General features: G+C 38.9%; 13 protein-coding genes, 2 tRNA genes and 1 pseudogene. 4 read left to right on the forward strand and 12 right to left on the reverse strand.

The genetic code is table 11. From position 1 onward, the window contains the following. Positions 1-86: 86 nt before the first annotated feature. The 10 genes and pseudogenes from HMPREF2701_RS10070 to HMPREF2701_RS10115 form a co-directional block, all read right to left on the reverse strand. Positions 87-746: an MIP/aquaporin family protein gene (locus HMPREF2701_RS10070; RefSeq protein WP_049551721.1), complete on the reverse strand. Its 660-nt coding sequence runs from the start codon at positions 744-746 to the stop codon at positions 87-89. Between the two features lie 219 nt (positions 747-965). Then, positions 966-1,325 (reverse strand): annotated as a pseudogene (locus tag HMPREF2701_RS10075) (hypothetical protein); the annotation flags it as partial. A 2,541-nt stretch (positions 1,326-3,866) separates the two neighbouring features. Then, the gene (gene pepF / locus HMPREF2701_RS10080; RefSeq protein ID WP_061590392.1) at positions 3,867-5,663 is read right to left on the reverse strand and encodes an oligoendopeptidase F; all 1,797 of its coding nucleotides are present in this window, start codon (positions 5,661-5,663) and stop codon (positions 3,867-3,869) included. 10 nt (positions 5,664-5,673) lie between these two features. After that, the gene (locus tag HMPREF2701_RS10085; protein ID WP_070482987.1) at positions 5,674-6,417 is read right to left on the reverse strand and encodes a 16S rRNA (uracil(1498)-N(3))-methyltransferase; all 744 of its coding nucleotides are present in this window, start codon (positions 6,415-6,417) and stop codon (positions 5,674-5,676) included. A 1-nt stretch (position 6,418) separates the two neighbouring features. Further along, the gene (gene prmA / locus HMPREF2701_RS10090; protein ID WP_081109306.1) at positions 6,419-7,369 is read right to left on the reverse strand and encodes a 50S ribosomal protein L11 methyltransferase; all 951 of its coding nucleotides are present in this window, start codon (positions 7,367-7,369) and stop codon (positions 6,419-6,421) included. A 137-nt stretch (positions 7,370-7,506) separates the two neighbouring features. Continuing rightward, positions 7,507-7,935 (reverse strand): NUDIX hydrolase, encoded by a 429-nt coding sequence (locus HMPREF2701_RS10095; protein WP_061590395.1) that lies wholly within the window; start codon positions 7,933-7,935, stop codon positions 7,507-7,509. 1 nt (position 7,936) lies between these two features. Then, on the reverse strand, positions 7,937-9,004 hold the full coding sequence (locus HMPREF2701_RS10100; protein ID WP_061590396.1) for a M50 family metallopeptidase: 1,068 nt from the start codon (positions 9,002-9,004) through the stop codon (positions 7,937-7,939). A 263-nt stretch (positions 9,005-9,267) separates the two neighbouring features. After that, positions 9,268-9,654 carry a hypothetical protein gene (locus HMPREF2701_RS10105; protein ID WP_061590397.1) on the reverse strand — a complete coding sequence of 129 codons (387 nt, stop codon included), beginning with the start codon at positions 9,652-9,654 and terminating at the stop codon, positions 9,268-9,270. Positions 9,655-9,670: 16 nt separating this feature from the next. Then, the gene (locus tag HMPREF2701_RS10110) at positions 9,671-10,438 is read right to left on the reverse strand and encodes a hypothetical protein (RefSeq protein ID WP_070482990.1); all 768 of its coding nucleotides are present in this window, start codon (positions 10,436-10,438) and stop codon (positions 9,671-9,673) included. A gap of 18 nt (positions 10,439-10,456) precedes the next feature. Next, positions 10,457-10,927 (reverse strand): DUF3013 family protein, encoded by a 471-nt coding sequence (locus tag HMPREF2701_RS10115; protein WP_000257122.1) that lies wholly within the window; start codon positions 10,925-10,927, stop codon positions 10,457-10,459. 115 nt (positions 10,928-11,042) lie between these two features. Here HMPREF2701_RS10115 and HMPREF2701_RS10120 point away from each other — a divergent pair, with 115 nt between their 5' ends. From HMPREF2701_RS10120 to HMPREF2701_RS10135, 4 genes are all read left to right on the forward strand, one after another. Further along, the gene (locus HMPREF2701_RS10120) at positions 11,043-12,314 is read left to right on the forward strand and encodes a replication-associated recombination protein A (protein WP_070482993.1); all 1,272 of its coding nucleotides are present in this window, start codon (positions 11,043-11,045) and stop codon (positions 12,312-12,314) included. Positions 12,315-12,577: 263 nt separating this feature from the next. Continuing rightward, positions 12,578-12,650, forward strand: a tRNA-Lys gene (locus HMPREF2701_RS10125). A 351-nt stretch (positions 12,651-13,001) separates the two neighbouring features. Continuing rightward, positions 13,002-13,517, forward strand: a complete 516-nt coding sequence (locus tag HMPREF2701_RS10130; RefSeq protein WP_033681462.1) for a DUF308 domain-containing protein — start codon at positions 13,002-13,004, stop codon at positions 13,515-13,517. Between the two features lie 62 nt (positions 13,518-13,579). Further along, positions 13,580-13,652: transfer RNA gene (locus HMPREF2701_RS10135), tRNA-Lys, on the forward strand. Positions 13,653-13,792: 140 nt separating this feature from the next. Here the strand turns inward: HMPREF2701_RS10135 and HMPREF2701_RS10140 are convergent. Both HMPREF2701_RS10140 and HMPREF2701_RS10145 read right to left on the reverse strand, forming a co-directional pair. Continuing rightward, positions 13,793-14,881: an AI-2E family transporter gene (locus HMPREF2701_RS10140; protein ID WP_070482996.1), complete on the reverse strand. Its 1,089-nt coding sequence runs from the start codon at positions 14,879-14,881 to the stop codon at positions 13,793-13,795. A 9-nt stretch (positions 14,882-14,890) separates the two neighbouring features. Then, the gene (locus tag HMPREF2701_RS10145; protein WP_001062783.1) at positions 14,891-16,180 is read right to left on the reverse strand and encodes a membrane protein; all 1,290 of its coding nucleotides are present in this window, start codon (positions 16,178-16,180) and stop codon (positions 14,891-14,893) included. Between the last annotated feature and the right edge of the window lie 746 nt (positions 16,181-16,926).

Genomic DNA, 16,926 nt, shown 5'->3' on the forward strand with positions numbered 1-16,926 from the left:
TGACGTGGTTTGAAGAGATTTTCGAAGAGTATCATACGAAAAAGCCCTGTTCCTCAAAATGAGGAGCAAGGCTTTTTAAGTTTCAATTATTCTTCTGTTCCAAGGAAGTTTTTTGCAACGAGGGCTGCAAGAACTCCACCAACGATTGGTGCAAGGATGAAAATCCAAACTTGTTGAAGGGCTGCACCACCTACCAAAACAGCTGGTGCCAAGCTACGAGCTGGGTTTACTGAAAGTCCAGTAATGTTCAATCCCACAAGAATCATCGCCATCAAGGACAAACCAATTACCAAACCAGCAATCGCGCCATTGCCCTTGCTTGCTGATGTCACAGTCATGATAACCAAGACAAACAAGAAAGTTGCGATTACTTCAAACAAGAAACCACCAAAGACAGTGACACCGTTTGCCAAGGCATTTTCACCAAGACTATCAGTTGACATACCTGAGTTAGCCAAGAGGAAGAATACCGCGCCAGAAGCGATGAAGGCTCCAACAACTTGTCCAAGGATGTAGTTGACAAGGTCTTTTGATGACAAGCGTTTGTTTACAAACATAGCAATCGAAACAGCTGGGTTCAAGTGAGCCCCTGAAACAGTTCCGATTGAGAAAGCTGCAACCACGATTGCCAGACCAAAGGCAAAGGCAATCCCTAGGTGACCAAGGCCATTTCCAAAAACAACGGCTCCTGTCCCAATGAACACAAGCATGAACGTACCGATTAACTCAGCGACAAATTTTTTCATTCTCTTTCTCCTTTTTTCAAAACTAGATACTAGTCTATCAAAAGAGGGAAAGGGTTTCAAGAAAATTGATTGGAAATTTCGTATCAGTTGCAATACTGTTTTCAAAAATTGTATATTTTTAATGTATTGCAATTAGTTGTAAATCTCTATATTTGATGGTTATACTATACTGAATAAAATAGGAGTTTATATTAATCTTTTTAAAAAGCACAGAACTCTCTATTTAATCCATTCCCCATTGTAATTGACATGATATCCATCAGGTGTAGTTGTATTGACTGCTAAAGCACCAGAACTGTAAGCATAATACCATTTCCCTGAAACAGCGAACCATCCTGTTTGCATAGAGCCTGAGTTATTCAAATAGTACCATGAGCCACTTGATTTGACCCATCCTGTTTGCATATCCCCTGAACCACTGAGATAATACCACGAACTACCTGATTGAACCCATCCAGTCTGCATCCAGCCCGAGCGATCAAAATGATACCATTTTCCATTAATTAGTTCCCATCCATTGGATGTATAGGAACCATTGTTATGTCTATACCACCAACGACCAGATGATTGAATCCAACTTCCTTTGGAAGCAAGTCTTACTTTTAATGCTTCAGATACTTTGATGTATTCTTTCTTAGCATTTTCCTTTTTAACTTTTGCATTTTTTAGTTTAGCATTTGCATTTTCAAGTGCTTTTTTAAATTCCTCAAGCTTCTGTTTAGCGATCATCAAACTTTTTTTAGCTTCCTCGAGTTTTCTTGGAGCATTTTTGAGAGCAAGGACATGTTGTTTCGCCTTCAACAAATCATTTTTAGCATTGACTAATGACTGTTCCGCATTCTTACTAGCATGAGATTTATTATTTTTGATTGCTTTCAATCGATTTAATTGAGATTCTTGCTTCGAAAGTTCAGATTTAGCAATATTTAACGCAGTTTGTTGTTTACTCAACTCAGATTGAGCAGATTTTAAAACGTTTAACTTAGACTGATTTTGTTTTGTTAAGTCTGCAAGACATTTTTTAGTTTTATCCAGATTTTTTTGATCTGTATTCAATGTTGTTTTAGCAATTGTAAGATTTTTGTTTAGTGATGAAATTTTATCCCTCATTAAAGTTTCTTCGTTTTTTTGTTTTCGATTGAAACTATCCAGAGCCTCTTTAGCTTTTGTATAAGCTGGATTTTTAGGATGTGTGATTTCATTCCAAACATAACGGAAAGTTGTCTTCGGTAAAAATTTTACACGTTTACCGTTAAAATAAAATTCACTATGGTCTGGATCACCATCTTTATTTTCTGCTCTGGCTAAAAAATATGAACTGCTTGGATTATAATAATAGGTCTTACCATTATAAACATAGCTTCTTTTTTCAGATGGGCTAATCACTGTTGGTAATGTATCATAAACACCTTTTGCTTCACTAATGAAAGTCATTACACCATAATTTCCAAAAGTTGTTTTTTTACTTGACGATGCTCCAAGAGCAAATCCAGTCCCTGATGCAGCAAGCAAGGGAATTCTATGGCCATAGTTAAAAGTATTTGCTTCTTTCGGAGTTGATGCACCATATAATGATGCATTACTATAATCATTAAAGTAAGATAGAAGCTCTTTATAAGCAAGTTCTTTTTCACTCAATCGACTCTTTTCTGGAACTGAACCAGCTGTAGCATTTTCTGTTGCATCCTTAAAACCAAAATCTTGATTTTTTAGTTTTGTATCATGTGACAGTTTATCATTTGCCACCATTTCATCTGCCCTAGCTTTTCCATATTTCAAAGCCTTTTCAGTCACAGGTGGCACTGGAATATCAATGCCATTTATTCTCCGCAACTCGATTAAGTAGTTACGAACGTATTCAGAAACTTTCTTATAATCAACCACATGAGGAGTATGGATATCATCCTTAGATTTTACAACAATTGTTTCTGTTCTTTCACCACTAAAATTCACATCTTCGTTCGCAGCAACATAATTGGTCTTACCATCTCTTCCTACGAAAGTTTTTTCATCAAGTGGAGGAGTCTTAGACTCACTTTCACTAACAGAATTTGATTTAATCTCATGAGAAACCGTTACTGTATGGAACTCATCCCCAGCAGATTTTAAATTCTTTTCAAGAGTAGAACGTGTCTTATTTCCTCTTTCTATAAGCGCTTTTCGTTCTTGCTCTGTTTTTGATACTGAACTCGCTAAAGAACTTACTTTATTTTGGTTGGCTTTCACTTTCGCATCCAATTTCTCAGTTTCTTGTTGAATCTCGCGTAGTGTATTCCAATCAAAAGTTTTCTCTGCTTCTGTTACTTTATTTTGTGCTTTTTTTACATCAACTGCTCGCTGATTAACTTGCGCTTTTGCCTTATTAACAGCTGTTTCTTGTTTTTCAACACTTGCTTGGGCTTGTTTCTCATCTTGTTTTGCCCCTGCCAACCTATCTTCAGCTTTCTTGACAGTTACTTGTTTGGCTACAAGATCCTTTTCTACATTTTTAATTTTTTCAGGACTAGCTTGTTTAGCAAATTCTTGTGCTTGTTTCAAAGCATCATCAGCTTTGTTCTTATTTGTGACAGTAGATGTATGCTCTTGTTGCATTTTATCAACAAGCTTCTGAGCATTTTTTTCTTCCTCAATTGTTTGATTCAGTTTTACTTCTGCTTTTTTTACATCAGATTCTGAAACATCAGCATCCTTTTTAGTTTCTGATTGGTTAACAGTTGACTTAGTCGAATGTTTATTTACAACCTCATCAGCTTGTGCATGACCATTAAAAGCAGTTACCATTGCAGTTGCAACGCCCAAACCAATCAACACTTGTTCCTTTTTCATAAAATCACCCTTTCTTTAAAATATTTACCTGATCTATACAAATCATATTATTTATATTTTACAAATAATCTTCTCTAGCCATAAATAGATTCAATTTTCTTTATAGCTTGCTCTCTCGATTAAATACAATCTGATAGAAAATGAAGTAAATAACTATCAATACCAGGTCTACAGCAAGTTCAAATTTAACATCACGACCTTCAACGGCATGTTTGAAAATAGCCACAGCTAAGCCAAGTATAATGACGCTTCACAAGCCCATAAACATCATTCTAGAACAATCTCTCTATTCCCCTACTTTCCCAACTCAGCACTGTAGGCAATAATCTGGGCAACTGTATCTGACAAGAACTGAATGGTATCACGAAGTGGTTTGTCTGTTGAAATATCTGCTCCGATAATCATGGCTGACTCAAGCGGTGTCTTACTACCACCTGATTTGAGGAGATTGAGCCAGTCTTCGGCTCCAGTTTCTGAATTTTTCAGATGGAGGTAACCCGCAGTCGAGATAACAAGACCAGCAGAGTAAGTGTAGCTATACAAGCCCATGTAGTAGTGAGCTTGGCGCATCCAAGTCAGAGCCGCATCGTCGTCAATCTCAATGGCATCTCCCCAGAAATTCGTCAAGACTTCCTTCATAATGCTGTTGAGCTTGCTTGCTCCAAAGGTTTCCCCTTCTTCAATCAGTGTGTAAACCTTGCGTTGAAAGGCTGCTTCCAAAAGGTGGGTAATAAAGTTATGGAAGTAGGTATCTGTCAAGCGGTGAGCAAGAGCGAAGCGTTTTTGACGTGGGTCGTCAGATTGGTGTTCCAAGTAATCACTGAGAAGCAATTCATTGAAAGTTGACGGTGCTTCGACATAGTAGGTCGACATGTGGGCATTGAAGTAGCTTTGGTGGTTGTCAGAAAAGATAAACTGACCAGAATGCCCAATCTCATGAATCAAGGTATAGACATCACTCAAACGACCTGTCCAGCTCATAAGGACATAAGGGTGGACACGATATGGATCCGCCGCATAACCGCCAGAATCCTTGCCACTATTAGCAGCAAAGTCCACCCAGCGCTCTTCTTGATAGCGAGCAACTTCCTGACAATATTCCTGCCCCAAAGGTTCTACCGACTTCATGACCAAATCATAGGCGTCGTCAATAGTCACTTGAGGATTAAGAGCGCTATCCAAGTCCAATTTCCAGTCTGCAAAAGTCATCTTTTCAAGACCATTCACCTTGGCAACATGTTTGAGGTATCTCTGAGCAACTGGCGCAAAATCCTTCATGATGAGGTCAATCTGACGGTCAAACATGGCACGGTCTACTTCTTGTTCAGCCAGAAGATAATCAAAGACTGAGTCGTAACCCTTCATATCTGCCAGTAGTTTTTCAGACTTGACTTGGGCTAGATAGGCTGCTGCAGCAGTATTTTGGTGCTTACGAAGTCCCTCTGAGAAAGAACGGAAAGATTTCTCACGAACTTCAGCGTCCTCATGGTTTTGGTAGAAGTTCTCATAGGTAACAAAGCTATTTTTGTAGGTCTTGCCATGGGCTTCAAAGTCAGCCATTTCAAAGTCCCCAGCTCGCATTTTAGTGTAAATATCCTGTGGACTGTAGAAAACTTCACCGAGATTGGTCAAGGCCTTCTCCACATCAGCCCCTAGGTAGTGGGCTTTTTTGATTTTTGCCTGACGAATGGCAGCTGTTAAATGTGGCAATTCACCCAAACGATCCAAAACTTCCTCATCAGCTTCCACCAAGGCATCGTCAAAGAAGGTCAAGGCTACGCTGGCATCTGTTTCAAATTCCATCCCAGCTTGGGCAATGTTGGCAAATTCGTCATTGCTATAATCTGTCGTCTGAGGCATAAAACCATAGTTACCAATATGGCTCATCTGAATGTAGATTTGTTCCAATTCCGCAAAGGCCTTCTCGAAATCCTCAAAAGTGTGAAGATTGCCCTTGTAATCACGGCTAAACTGGTTGATGTCTTCACGAGCCTTCTCGATTGCACGTAAGAAATCCTCACGGTCTTGGTATAGGGCTGTTAAATCCCAAAGTTCCTTCTCTGGAAATTCTGATCGGTGTTTTTGTTCCATTTTCTTCCTCTTATTTCTCTAATTCTAATAAAACACTAAGAGCTGATAAAGCGTAAAGTGGTGCTGTTTCTGCTCGCAAAATACGAGGACCAAGTCCTGCCAATACTGCTCCTTTAGCTTCGAAACTTTCGATTTCTGCAGGTGACAGGCCACCTTCTGGACCAAAGATAAAGAGCAATTTGTGTCCTTTTTCAAGACCAGAGACCGCTTGTAAGAGCGCAGCGGCTTCACCTTCTTTGGCCGACTCTTCATAAGCCACTACGATGCGGTCAAATTGGTCAAGTTGGGCTAGAAAATCTGCTTTTTTCTCAAAAAGCTGGATACTTGGAACCAGATTACGCTTGCTTTGCTCTGCTGCTCCAAGGGCGATTTTTTCTAGTTTTTCAACCTTTTTACCCAATTTCTTGCCATCCCACTTAGCAACGGACCAATCGGCAGGAAAGGCCCAGATTTGGCTAGCCCCCAGCTCGGTTACTTTTTGAGTGATAAACTCCAGCTTGTCCCCCTTGGGAAAACCTGATGCTATGGTCACTTGGACTGGTAGTTCCACATTGTCAGCTAATTCTTGAACCAACTCAAACTGACGAGCTTCCACATCTAAGACGCGCGCCAAGCGCTTGATACCATCATCAAAGACCAAAGTAACCTCATCATCTTCTTTCAAGCGCATGACCTGAAACATATGCTTGCTGGTTTCCTTGTCCTCGATGGTAACAGGTGAGATAGCACGGCCTTTGACAAAATACTGTTGCATACTAGCCTCCAATCACACCAGAGATATCCTTGGTCTTCTTGAAAACACAGGCATTCCATTCCCCTTGAACCATGTGAGTTTCAAGGAAAAATCCAGCTGACTCAGCCGACTCGCGCACCATGTCCCACTTGTCCTTGATAATCCCACTCATGATGAGGTAGCCTTCGTCCTTGACCAAGCGGTAAGCATCCTGTGTCAAATGAACAAGGATATCCGCCAAGATATTAGCTACAATCACATCTGCCTCAATCTCAACACCCTTAAGCAAGTCTCCTGCAGCTACATGGATGTTTTCCATACCTGGGTTGAGTTCAATATTTTCCTGAGCAACACGAACTGCTACATCATCTAGGTCATAGGCAAAAATTTCCTTAGCACCAAGCAGCGAGCTGGCAATAGAGAGAACCCCTGAACCAGTCCCCACATCCAGCACCGTTTCGCCACCACGGAGAACCTGCTCTAAGGCAAAGAGGCTCATCTTAGTGGTTGGATGGGTCCCAGTTCCAAAGGCCATACCAGGATCCAGCTTGATAATCTTTTCTCCCGCAGTCGCCTCATAGTCTGTCCAAGACGGCACGATAGTCAAATCATGAGTAATGCGAGCTGGTTCATAGTATTTCTTCCAGTTGTCTGCCCAGTCTTCCTCAGCCAAGGCAGTCGTCCCCATCTTGACCTCACCCAGATCCATAAAGTCTGTCAATTCTGCTAGACGAGCCTGCAAATCTGCCTCAACCGTTGCTACATCAACCGTATCAGGGTAATAGGCTGTCACAACGATTTCTTCTTGCTGCTCGACCTCTGGGAAAATCTCTCCAAAACGGTCGACATTCCCCACATAGTCCATACTGTCTTCGATCGCAACACCTTGCGCTCCCAACTCGATTAAGAGATTGGAAACCAATTCCTCCCCCTCACGCTTGACTGTAACTTTTAACTCTTGCCATGTTTCCATCATTAAGATACCAAGCCCGTAAAACACAAAACCAAAATAGGAAATTCTCTGAAGACGATTGTGTCTATGTGAAATTTATCTTTTTGGCACAGTGTTTAGGGCGGGTTCAGTTTAGAAATGTAACTGAACCATCCTTTCTAATCACTTACTTTTAAATAACCTTTTAATCTCTCTTGCAACTGAGGTACAACTTGACTGGAACTAAGAAACTCCTCAACATTCATGAGCTGATAGCCCTGTCCTTCATCACCAAATACGATACTGTCAAACTGCTCCTGTGTCAACTTTCCAACTAGAAAAACGGATTGTTTATCCGCAAAAACCATACTTGGATATACCTTCGCCCAAAGCAGACAATCCTCAGTCAGATGAATTCCCAGTTCTTCATAAACTTCACGCGCTGCGCACTCAAAAGGACTTTCATCACCTTCGCGTCCACCACCGGGCAGTTCCCACATATTGGGCCAGGGAATGCTTGCCTTATCATCGCGTAAGAGAGTCAAGAGCTTATCCCCACAAAACAAAGCAATCTTGCAGCCTGTGAAATCAGAAATTTCTATTTCCATATTAGACTCCTTCGGTTAATTCTTTTTCCAGCTCGGCTAACCAGTTTTGATAATAGCTTTTCTCATCCCGTAACATCCGGCTGCTATTCATTTTATGTCTAGCAATCTTCATAGCCTTGTGAGTTTGCACTACATCTTTCTTTACCTTAAATTGATACCAAGCTTGAATGATCTGCATATCTGCTGTTTTTATAGATAAAAAAGATTTGACTCCTCGAATACTTGCATATTCTTCCGCTTTCTTATTATCTCCTTCTATTAGAGCAATTTGAAGAAGGTATAATTGAGAAATAGTTTTAGACATTGGATTATCTGTTTTCTCTAACACAGACTGAAACTGTTGCTTTGCAAGCTCTATATTATCATCCAATATGAATACCAATCCCTGAAGATTCTGAACACTTTCTGCAAAACTTCCTCTCACATCCTCATCAACAGACATGATAAAGTCTTTTAAATCATATTCTTGAGGAGCTAGCAAGGTCTGGGCAGAATGCCTCAACATCAGGTAGGCGTATTTGGTATTTTCAGGGTGTTGTAGTAATTCCCAAATTTTTGCTCCATCGGTAATCCCAACTGGCAGAGCATTGAATAGAAGAAGAGATAAATTTAGACAAATCCAAGTGCCTGCAAAATACCAGTTTGTTGTCAAAAAACCAAAAAGTGTTGCCAATAACATCAAGCAAAGGTGAACTATCAAGCCTCCTGAAAGCATCAAGATGGTTCTTTGATCTCTTTCATTCTCTTTTAAACCAATATACTGAGCACCAACATTTTTTATAACTGCTGTTCGACTAAGATGAAGCCTTCCTGACTTTTTGGTTAAAAGAAAGTTCCCTAATCCAAAAGCCACCAGACGATAGCCTGTCAAATAACCACAAAATGCATGACCAAGCTCATGAAGAATAAAGATTACATACATACTTAGAAGAGCAAAGGCATAACCAAAAGTAAAGACTAAAACTGCGGAATACCCCAACTCTGCAAATGCGATTGTTCCACAAGCAAAAGCCAGCATAATAAAGACAACAGCTAGCACATAAACCAAATAAATCCCAATTTTCTTCATAAAATCTCCAACCAACTCCTAATATCTCGGATAAGGATAAAATTCTACCTCTTCCAAACCAACTTTTCCTTCTTAAAAGACTTCTTCTTTAACATACTTAAATAAACTTTCTTCATTCTTAAAGTAATACTTTACAAAGATAAATGACATAGCGTTGTTAAAATATTCTTTAGTTCATAAGAACATATAATCAATTGTGACTAACTATAATAATTTTTTACACACTTATGAAATGCAAGATTTATATAAATTAAATAGACTATTTATGAATCCATAGATAGTAAGATTAGTCCTCCCGCGATTAAAATAGTTAAAAAAGTAGTGACAATTGGATCCCAAAATATACCCCAAAAAATAATTAAGAATACAATATAAATCAAAGAGGCTATATATTTTCGTTCTTTAATCCCCCAAAAAATAAGAAATATAAGGGATATTGCCCAAAATAATCCTAAAAACAAATGAAAATAATACCCATCTACTTGCACAATTTCAAACGCTTCACGAAGCGCTCCTAATCTTTGTTGCTTTATACTAATAATTTTTGGGCTATGCTTAAATGCATATATCCACCAAGACATAAAAATCTCAATTATAAATATAATTCCTAATTTCACTGGATTTTCCACATAATCTTCAAAGTAGTTCATAAATTCACCATCATTTCTATTTTAAAAGTAATCCTAAGAGAAAAGCAACGATTGCCCATATAAGTGATAGTTTAGGAGCTTCAATACTTTTATTTGTTCCGACTAACCATTTATAAATTGCCTCAAAAGTATCATATACTATAAGTGATACTACAAAAACTGTAACCAATAGAAGGACCAAGAAGCAAGTATTTTCTAGTACACTCTTGTCTATCTTCAAAAAATAAAAGCTACTACTGTCAAAATTAACAAATGAATCTTTATCTATCCAAAAGAACAATAAATCTATAGCTAATGCAACGAACATTGATATAACATTATATTTTTTCTTTGGGATAAGAAACAAAAGAAATAGAATACAAAAAATTGTAAGTATCAACGGTAAATTCATAAAATTATCAGTTTTAGATGCATGATTAATTTTTATATGAGATAGATAAGAAATGTTGGTCTTCATCCAACTTAAAGTTAAATAATTTACTAATCCCGTAATCGCAAATATTCCAAGTACTTTTACCCTAATTTTCTTTAAGAAATTTACTAATTTTACATATGATTGCCCAATTAAGTCATTTAGTTGACTGATCCGTGAAAATTTAGTTTCTTTTGATGAAAAAATTTTACTTAAACGACTTTCCATCCCATTTGATAAGTGTACATGCTTATTTTTTAATTTTTGTTGTGCATCCATATAGTCTTTTGCATATATAGAATGCGTAGTTATTTTTTTTGTATCTATGGCAACAACCTTTGTCTTATCTTTTTGGTAATATATTTTCTTCATATACTTCCTCGCTAGTCTCTAGTATCTCGGATAAGGATAAAACTCTCCCTCTTCCAAGCCGACTTTTCCTTCTTCAAAGACTTCTTGGTTCCATTCCATGACGAATTCCTCTGCTTCTGGGTCTTCCAAAAAGTCCATGAGGGCATCTAGTCCAACCTCGGCAGTGTCTTTAAGGAATAGAGCAAAATAAGCTAAAAATTCACGAGAAAAACCTTTTTTAGGTAGGTAAGGAATGACAGTCAAATAGTCTTCCTCATTGACTGTTGACTTAGCAGGGTTGTAGAAAAGGACTGCTTCTTCAAAGAGAATGTCATCTGACGAAACCTCTCCGTCTTCATCTACCATCTCCACACCTGCAGCGTTTTGCGCTTCCAATAGAAAACTCACTTCAACCGCGTGGTTACGCTTGTCCCAACTAATCTCAAAGTCAAAGGGAAAATTCTTCTCCAACTCTTCCTCTAAAACATCTAAAAATCCATATGTTGCCATTTTGTCCTCTTTCTATGCGACTCTTAAATCGCCCCGATTGCTCGGAAATATGCTAAAATAGATACTACCATCTTACCACATATACATCAGAAAATCCACGTTAGAAAGGACTGCTATGCCAGACAATCTCGCGCTTCGCATGCGCCCTAAAACCATCGACCAGGTCATCGGTCAGGAACATCTGGTCGGACCTGGAAAAATCATCCGCCGCATGGTGGAAGCCAATCGCCTGTCCTCCATGATTCTCTATGGACCTCCAGGAATCGGCAAGACCAGTATTGCCTCTGCCATCGCAGGGACGACCAAGTATGCCTTTCGAACTTTCAATGCGACAGTTGATAGTAAAAAACGACTGCAAGAAATCGCGGAAGAGGCTAAATTCTCAGGGGGACTTGTACTACTCCTTGACGAAATTCATAGACTAGATAAAACCAAGCAAGACTTCCTCTTGCCTCTCTTGGAAAGTGGACTGGTCATTATGATTGGAGCTACGACCGAAAATCCTTTCTTTTCTGTCACTCCTGCCATTCGTAGCCGTGTTCAAATTTTTGAGTTGGAACCTCTGTCTAACCAAGACGTCAAAGAGGCTCTTCAGATAGCTCTAAGTAACCCTGAGCGTGGTTTTGATTTTCCAGTAGAACTAGATGAGGATGCGCTGGATTTCATCGCAACCTCTACAAACGGAGACCTGCGTTCTGCCTTTAACTCGCTGGATTTGGCAGTTCTCTCTACCCCTGAAAATGACGAGGGCATACGCCATATCACTCTAGACATCATGGAAAATAGCCTGCAGCGGAGCTACATTACCATGGACAAGGATGGAGATGGTCACTATGACGTTCTATCTGCCCTGCAAAAGTCCATCCGTGGTTCGGATGTCGATGCCAGTCTCCACTACGCAGCCCGCTTGATTGAGGCTGGTGATCTACCTAGTCTCGCGCGTCGCTTGACCGTTATCGCCTATGAAGATATCGGCTTGGCCAATCCAGAAGCCCAGATTCATACCGTGACTGCTCTGGATGCTGCCCAAAAGATTGGGTTCCCAGAAGCCCGCATTCTCATTGCCAATGTCGTGATTGATTTGGCCCTTTCTCCAAAATCCAACTCAGCCTATGTGGCTATGGATAAGGCACTTGCCGACCTCAAAACATCAGGTCACTTGCCTATTCCGCGACACCTGCGTGATGGTCACTACAGTGGAAGTAAGGAACTGGGGAATGCCCAAGACTATCTCTATCCACACAACTATCCTGGAAATTGGGTCAAGCAAGACTATCTACCAGAAAAAATTCGCAATCATCACTATTTCCAAGCAGAAGATACTGGTAAATATGAACGGGCTTTGGCTCAAAGAAAGGAAGCTATCGACCGTTTGCGAAAAATCTGAAATCCTTTTCAAAAAATTGCATTTTCCTCTTGATTTTTTTTGAAAAAGTGGTATCATATAAACATAGAAACGCTGTGGTGTACGACTTCACACTTAAGTGTTGACCGACTATTTTTTGTATTATTAGGGAAACAAAAGTCTTCTAACAGCATGTAGGCCGTCTCACACGGAAACAGCTTCAGTTAGAGCGAGTTGCCCACCTGCTTAATTGCGCGGGTTCAATACAAACCGTGAAGTTTCGGCACCAATACAGCTTTTTCTTCGCCTCCTTAGCTCAGCTGGCAGAGCAGCGGACTCTTAATCCGTGGGTCACAGGTTCGATCCCTGTAGGGGGCATCTACATACAACAGGAAAAGCCTTGATAACCAAGGCTTTTTTGCTTATCTATAACTGATTTGCCTCATCATTTGCCCCACTTTTAAATCTATCTTTTCTTTTTGAACCAAATTACATCTTAACAAATAGTGTAAAGCCAGTTACTTTTGCTTTGATGCCATACAATATTTTCATGTAGAGAAGACAAATTTTATCTTCTCTTTTTATTTTCAAAATAATAAAAACTGATTTTCTTTTCATAAATCAGACTGAAACTTCCAAATTTTCCATTTTGTTTATTGACATTTCCTCTAAAAAGGTGTATAATATTTTTATTATCAAACTATACTATACTATATAGGGGGTATTGAAATGAAATTTTCTAATCGTTTACTGCTATTCCTTGCAGGAGTTGTTTTTGTCCTTTTAGGACTTTTCCTATTTACAAACCCAGTAGCTAATCTTGTTGTTTACAGCTGGTGGATTGCATTTGGTTTACTGGTTTCTTCTATAGCAGCTATTTTAGGCTATTTCTCTGTACCAAAAGAGCTTCGCTCACCAGCTCATCTTTTCCAAGGGATTGTTAATCTTCTCTTGGCTCTTTACCTCGTTGCCTATGGCTTTGTGACGCTACCAGTTGTCATTCCAACTATTTTAGGAATTTGGTTAATTGTAGAAGCCATTATAGCTTTCTTTAAAGGCAATCGTCTGGGATTGATTTTCCCTATTATTGGCAACCATATCATGTGGATAGCGTTGCTTGCATTTTTACTAGGTCTAGTGATTTTGTTCAATCCAGTAGCTACAAGTGTCTTTGTCGTTTATGTCGTTGCCTTTGCATTTTTAATTGTTGGTTTCACCTATATCCTTGATGCCTTTCGTAAATAATCTAGCTGCCATTTTGGGCATATTAAAATAGCTGGGAAGTTACATTCTCAGCTTTTTCTGTTGCCTCCTTAGCTCAGTTGGTAGAGCAGTAGACTCTTAAGCTATGGGGCGCAGGTTCGAGCCCTGCAGGGGGCACATCTAAATCAACAGAAATAAGCCTTGAAACCAAGGCTTTTTTTAACGTCTAATAGCTTTTTGTAGAAAAGTATTTAAAAATAAAAGAGAAGAGAATCTCTCACTCTCTTCTCAGTATATCTTATTAAATTTAGTTTTTCTTAATCTAGCTGATTTTCCTTTGCAACGACAAATTCCTTAACCAATCGATAGATAACAGCAAATATCGGTGTAAAGAATATCATCCCAAGTAAGCCAAAGAGATTGCCTCCAATACTAGCAGCCGCAAGCGTGAAAATAGCTGGCAAACCAATAGACTGACCTACAACTCTAGGATAAATAAGGTTTCCTTCAATCAGCTGTATAACTTGATATAGAAGAAGAGAGAGTAAGGCTTGAGTAGGACTCACTGTGAAGATAAAAATCGCTCCCAGAATACTAGCAATCATAGGACCAACATAAGGAATGAAAGACAGTACTCCTGCAAATATACCTGTCATTACCCCATAAGGTAGTCCAAACAGGCTGTAGCCAACCGCTATCATAACTCCTATGATGACTGCTTCAATCAGCTGACTCATCAAAAATTGATCATAAGTCTCTAGTGCTACTTGTCCGATGTATGTCAACCTTGTCACCACTTTCTCTGGAAATATAACTTTTAGAAGTCGACTCGTCATCGCTGCCAGATGTTCCTTACTGGATAAAAATAAAAAGGTGAAGACTATAATCAAAAAGGCATTCATCAAACTTGAAAAAATATTGCCGATATTACTAGTCAGACCTGATAAAAAACCTATCAAAGCTTGGCTAATAGAACTAGATTGTCCCTGTATGCCTGATACGATAGTTGACAACATGTCTTTGGTTACAAATTCCGAGCTGCCTAGCAATTTCCCAAGTTGAGTAAGGACTGTTGAAAGGACTGTTCCCAGCTGACTAATAGTCTGGGCTAGGGTTGGCAGCACCAAAACCAAAAGAGCAATCACGATTAAGATAAGAGCTAGGAAAACAAGTACCATGGCAATCGGACGACGCAACTCTGCCTTTACCTTCAATTTAACTAAGTACTGTTCAATTTTTTTCATAGGAACATTAAGCACAAAAGCAATAACAGCACCATAAATCAAGGTTGATATTACATCAAAGAGAGAGATTGCTCCTGATATAAAGCTCGATGCATTCAGAATTACAAGAGCAACCAGCCCTATAAAAAGTATTAACGGGGTGTATTTTTTTACTAAGTTCATAAATTCTCCTTAATAAACATGTTTAGATACGACTATACTATTTGGTTTTTCAAACTCTCGATTAAGGTAGGCTTGGTAAGTTCCTGGAGCGATAAATCCTTTGGGTGAGAGGATATCGGTGCCAGCCTGACCGACTATGGTATCAGCCAAGAGCACACAGTTTGTAGATAAGACAAAGTAGGATTTAAACTTAGATTTGATAAATTTATAAAGTTCCCCATCTGTCTCATGTCTGATTTTATAAGCGTAGGTGTAGTCTTCCTTACCATCACCTGTCATGATTTTATCTGCACTTGGCTCCCATGGAATCGTCAGTTGTTTCAATTCAGCCAACTTTTTCTGAACTGCTTTTTCCATTTCAGGCGTCAAATCTATCCCATAACCAAAAAGCGTTTTTTGACTCTCACGTTTACATAGGTCAATGTACTTGTCACGATCACAGAAATATAAGACACCATCTCCTACCATGCCAAATAAGGTCTCAGAAGACGGATCATAGTTGCCATAAGAAATAACACGGCCTTGATAGCAGATATCCACATGACCAATTGCCGAAAACAGAGAGGTCTCAGCTGTATGAACAAAAATTTCAAGCTCCGCTGTCTTACCAGACTTCACCATTCCAAGATGGATATCCTCTCTCTCATCAGCATTTTCCTGCATGAATTTGTTGATTTTTGCTAAAGTTCTTGCAGGGATGAGAGCGGCTAGGACAATAGGTAAGCTAATTCTAATGCGACGTTTGAGATGGTTTTTCCCAATTTCCTCCTCAAACAAGAAACCATCACGGATATTGGACACACCATAAAGGAAAAAATAAGCCCCTAATACAAAGAGTTGAAAGACAGAATTTCCTGTAGAGGACAAAAGACTAGTCCCACCAAGAAAAACTAGTACGAGTCCATCTAGTAAGAGACGAAAACGAGGTCGAATTTTGTTTTTGCGGTAGAGAACATAGGTGACAAGGTTAATACTAGCATGAAAAATCTGATAAACTCCAATCACAAGAGCCAAAATATAAATCGGCACATCCGTCGCAAGATTGGAGCCAAGCAAATATCCCAGCACTAACAATTTAACCAGTGCAACTCCCAAGGTGTCCGTTGACTGACTTTTTTTGAAAATACGTAATACTAAATCTAAGACCGTTGCTATCCAAGCTAAAAACAGAACCAGTCGAATAACCTTTACTGGCAACCAAGTCCCCGTGACCATCAAGATGAGACCTAGCAGAACAAACAAGAACCCCTGAGCAAGTAATTTCTTACCTGTCAGACCTAAAGATAGAATTTTCGCCATATAAAAACCTTTCAACAATAAAAATTAAACACTCCGATTAAACTGACTAGTAAATAGCCAACACTACAAACAGCCTGTGCCAGCAACATATGGTGACTAGAAATGACTGTAGTAATGTCACCATCTTGTCTTATGCACTTCTAAAATTTGTTATATTGATTAGAAGCCAGAGCTTATAAAAACTAGCTAAACTCGAGAGATAGACACAATTGCGACGAAAAAATGTATAACCAATTCAACTTGTTAAGGTAAGAAAGCATTATTTCCAATCTATTAATTATTCATCTATTACCTATTATGACACAATATTCCCTATAGTTCAACTTTTTACTTGTTTTTATATTACACGGACTAAAAAGTTTTCAACAGTTGATTGCATTTGTTTTAATAAGTTTTAACCTTTCTTGGTTAGATAAAAAAAGAACCATACAGTTTAGAATCTGTATGGTTTTTGCCCCACTTTTGTCCCATTTTTAAATCATGACATTGAAAATACCTAAAATCACTTATATTTCAACTTTTTAATTACTTTCAAGATGATATAGTCTCCCAAATCCATGGGGGCATCTACATACAACAGGAAAAGCCTTGGAATCAAGGCTTTTTTGTGTAGTCTTAGCACTAAAAAACGATAGAAAAAACACCCCTTCTGAACTGCACCCCAAAAGTTAGACAGAAAAAACCTAACTTTTGTGGCGCAGTTCATTCGCGTCACATGAAGTTATTTAAGCATCTCCCTTTTTTTT

The organism is Streptococcus sp. HMSC077D04, from assembly GCF_001808785.1.
GTDB lineage: Bacteria > Bacillota > Bacilli > Lactobacillales > Streptococcaceae > Streptococcus > Streptococcus mitis_BX.

Bases quoted from the DNA above. Each gene is read 5' to 3' on its own strand.
- HMPREF2701_RS10070 (WP_049551721.1), bottom strand. From the start codon at position 746: ATGAAAAAATTTGTCGCTGAGTTAATCGGTACGTTCATGCTTGTGTTC.
- pepF (WP_061590392.1), bottom strand. From the start codon at position 5,663: ATGGAACAAAAACACCGATCAGAATTTCCAGAGAAGGAACTTTGGGAT.
- HMPREF2701_RS10085 (WP_070482987.1), bottom strand. From the start codon at position 6,417: ATGCAACAGTATTTTGTCAAAGGCCGTGCTATCTCACCTGTTACCATC.
- prmA (WP_081109306.1), bottom strand. From the start codon at position 7,369: ATGGAAACATGGCAAGAGTTAAAAGTTACAGTCAAGCGTGAGGGGGAG.
- HMPREF2701_RS10095 (WP_061590395.1), bottom strand. From the start codon at position 7,935: ATGGAAATAGAAATTTCTGATTTCACAGGCTGCAAGATTGCTTTGTTT.
- HMPREF2701_RS10100 (WP_061590396.1), bottom strand. From the start codon at position 9,004: ATGAAGAAAATTGGGATTTATTTGGTTTATGTGCTAGCTGTTGTCTTT.
- HMPREF2701_RS10105 (WP_061590397.1), bottom strand. From the start codon at position 9,654: ATGAACTACTTTGAAGATTATGTGGAAAATCCAGTGAAATTAGGAATT.
- HMPREF2701_RS10110 (WP_070482990.1), bottom strand. From the start codon at position 10,438: ATGAAGAAAATATATTACCAAAAAGATAAGACAAAGGTTGTTGCCATA.
- HMPREF2701_RS10115 (WP_000257122.1), bottom strand. From the start codon at position 10,927: ATGGCAACATATGGATTTTTAGATGTTTTAGAGGAAGAGTTGGAGAAG.
- HMPREF2701_RS10120 (WP_070482993.1), top strand. From the start codon at position 11,043: ATGCCAGACAATCTCGCGCTTCGCATGCGCCCTAAAACCATCGACCAG.
- HMPREF2701_RS10130 (WP_033681462.1), top strand. From the start codon at position 13,002: ATGAAATTTTCTAATCGTTTACTGCTATTCCTTGCAGGAGTTGTTTTT.
- HMPREF2701_RS10140 (WP_070482996.1), bottom strand. From the start codon at position 14,881: ATGAACTTAGTAAAAAAATACACCCCGTTAATACTTTTTATAGGGCTG.
- HMPREF2701_RS10145 (WP_001062783.1), bottom strand. From the start codon at position 16,180: ATGGCGAAAATTCTATCTTTAGGTCTGACAGGTAAGAAATTACTTGCT.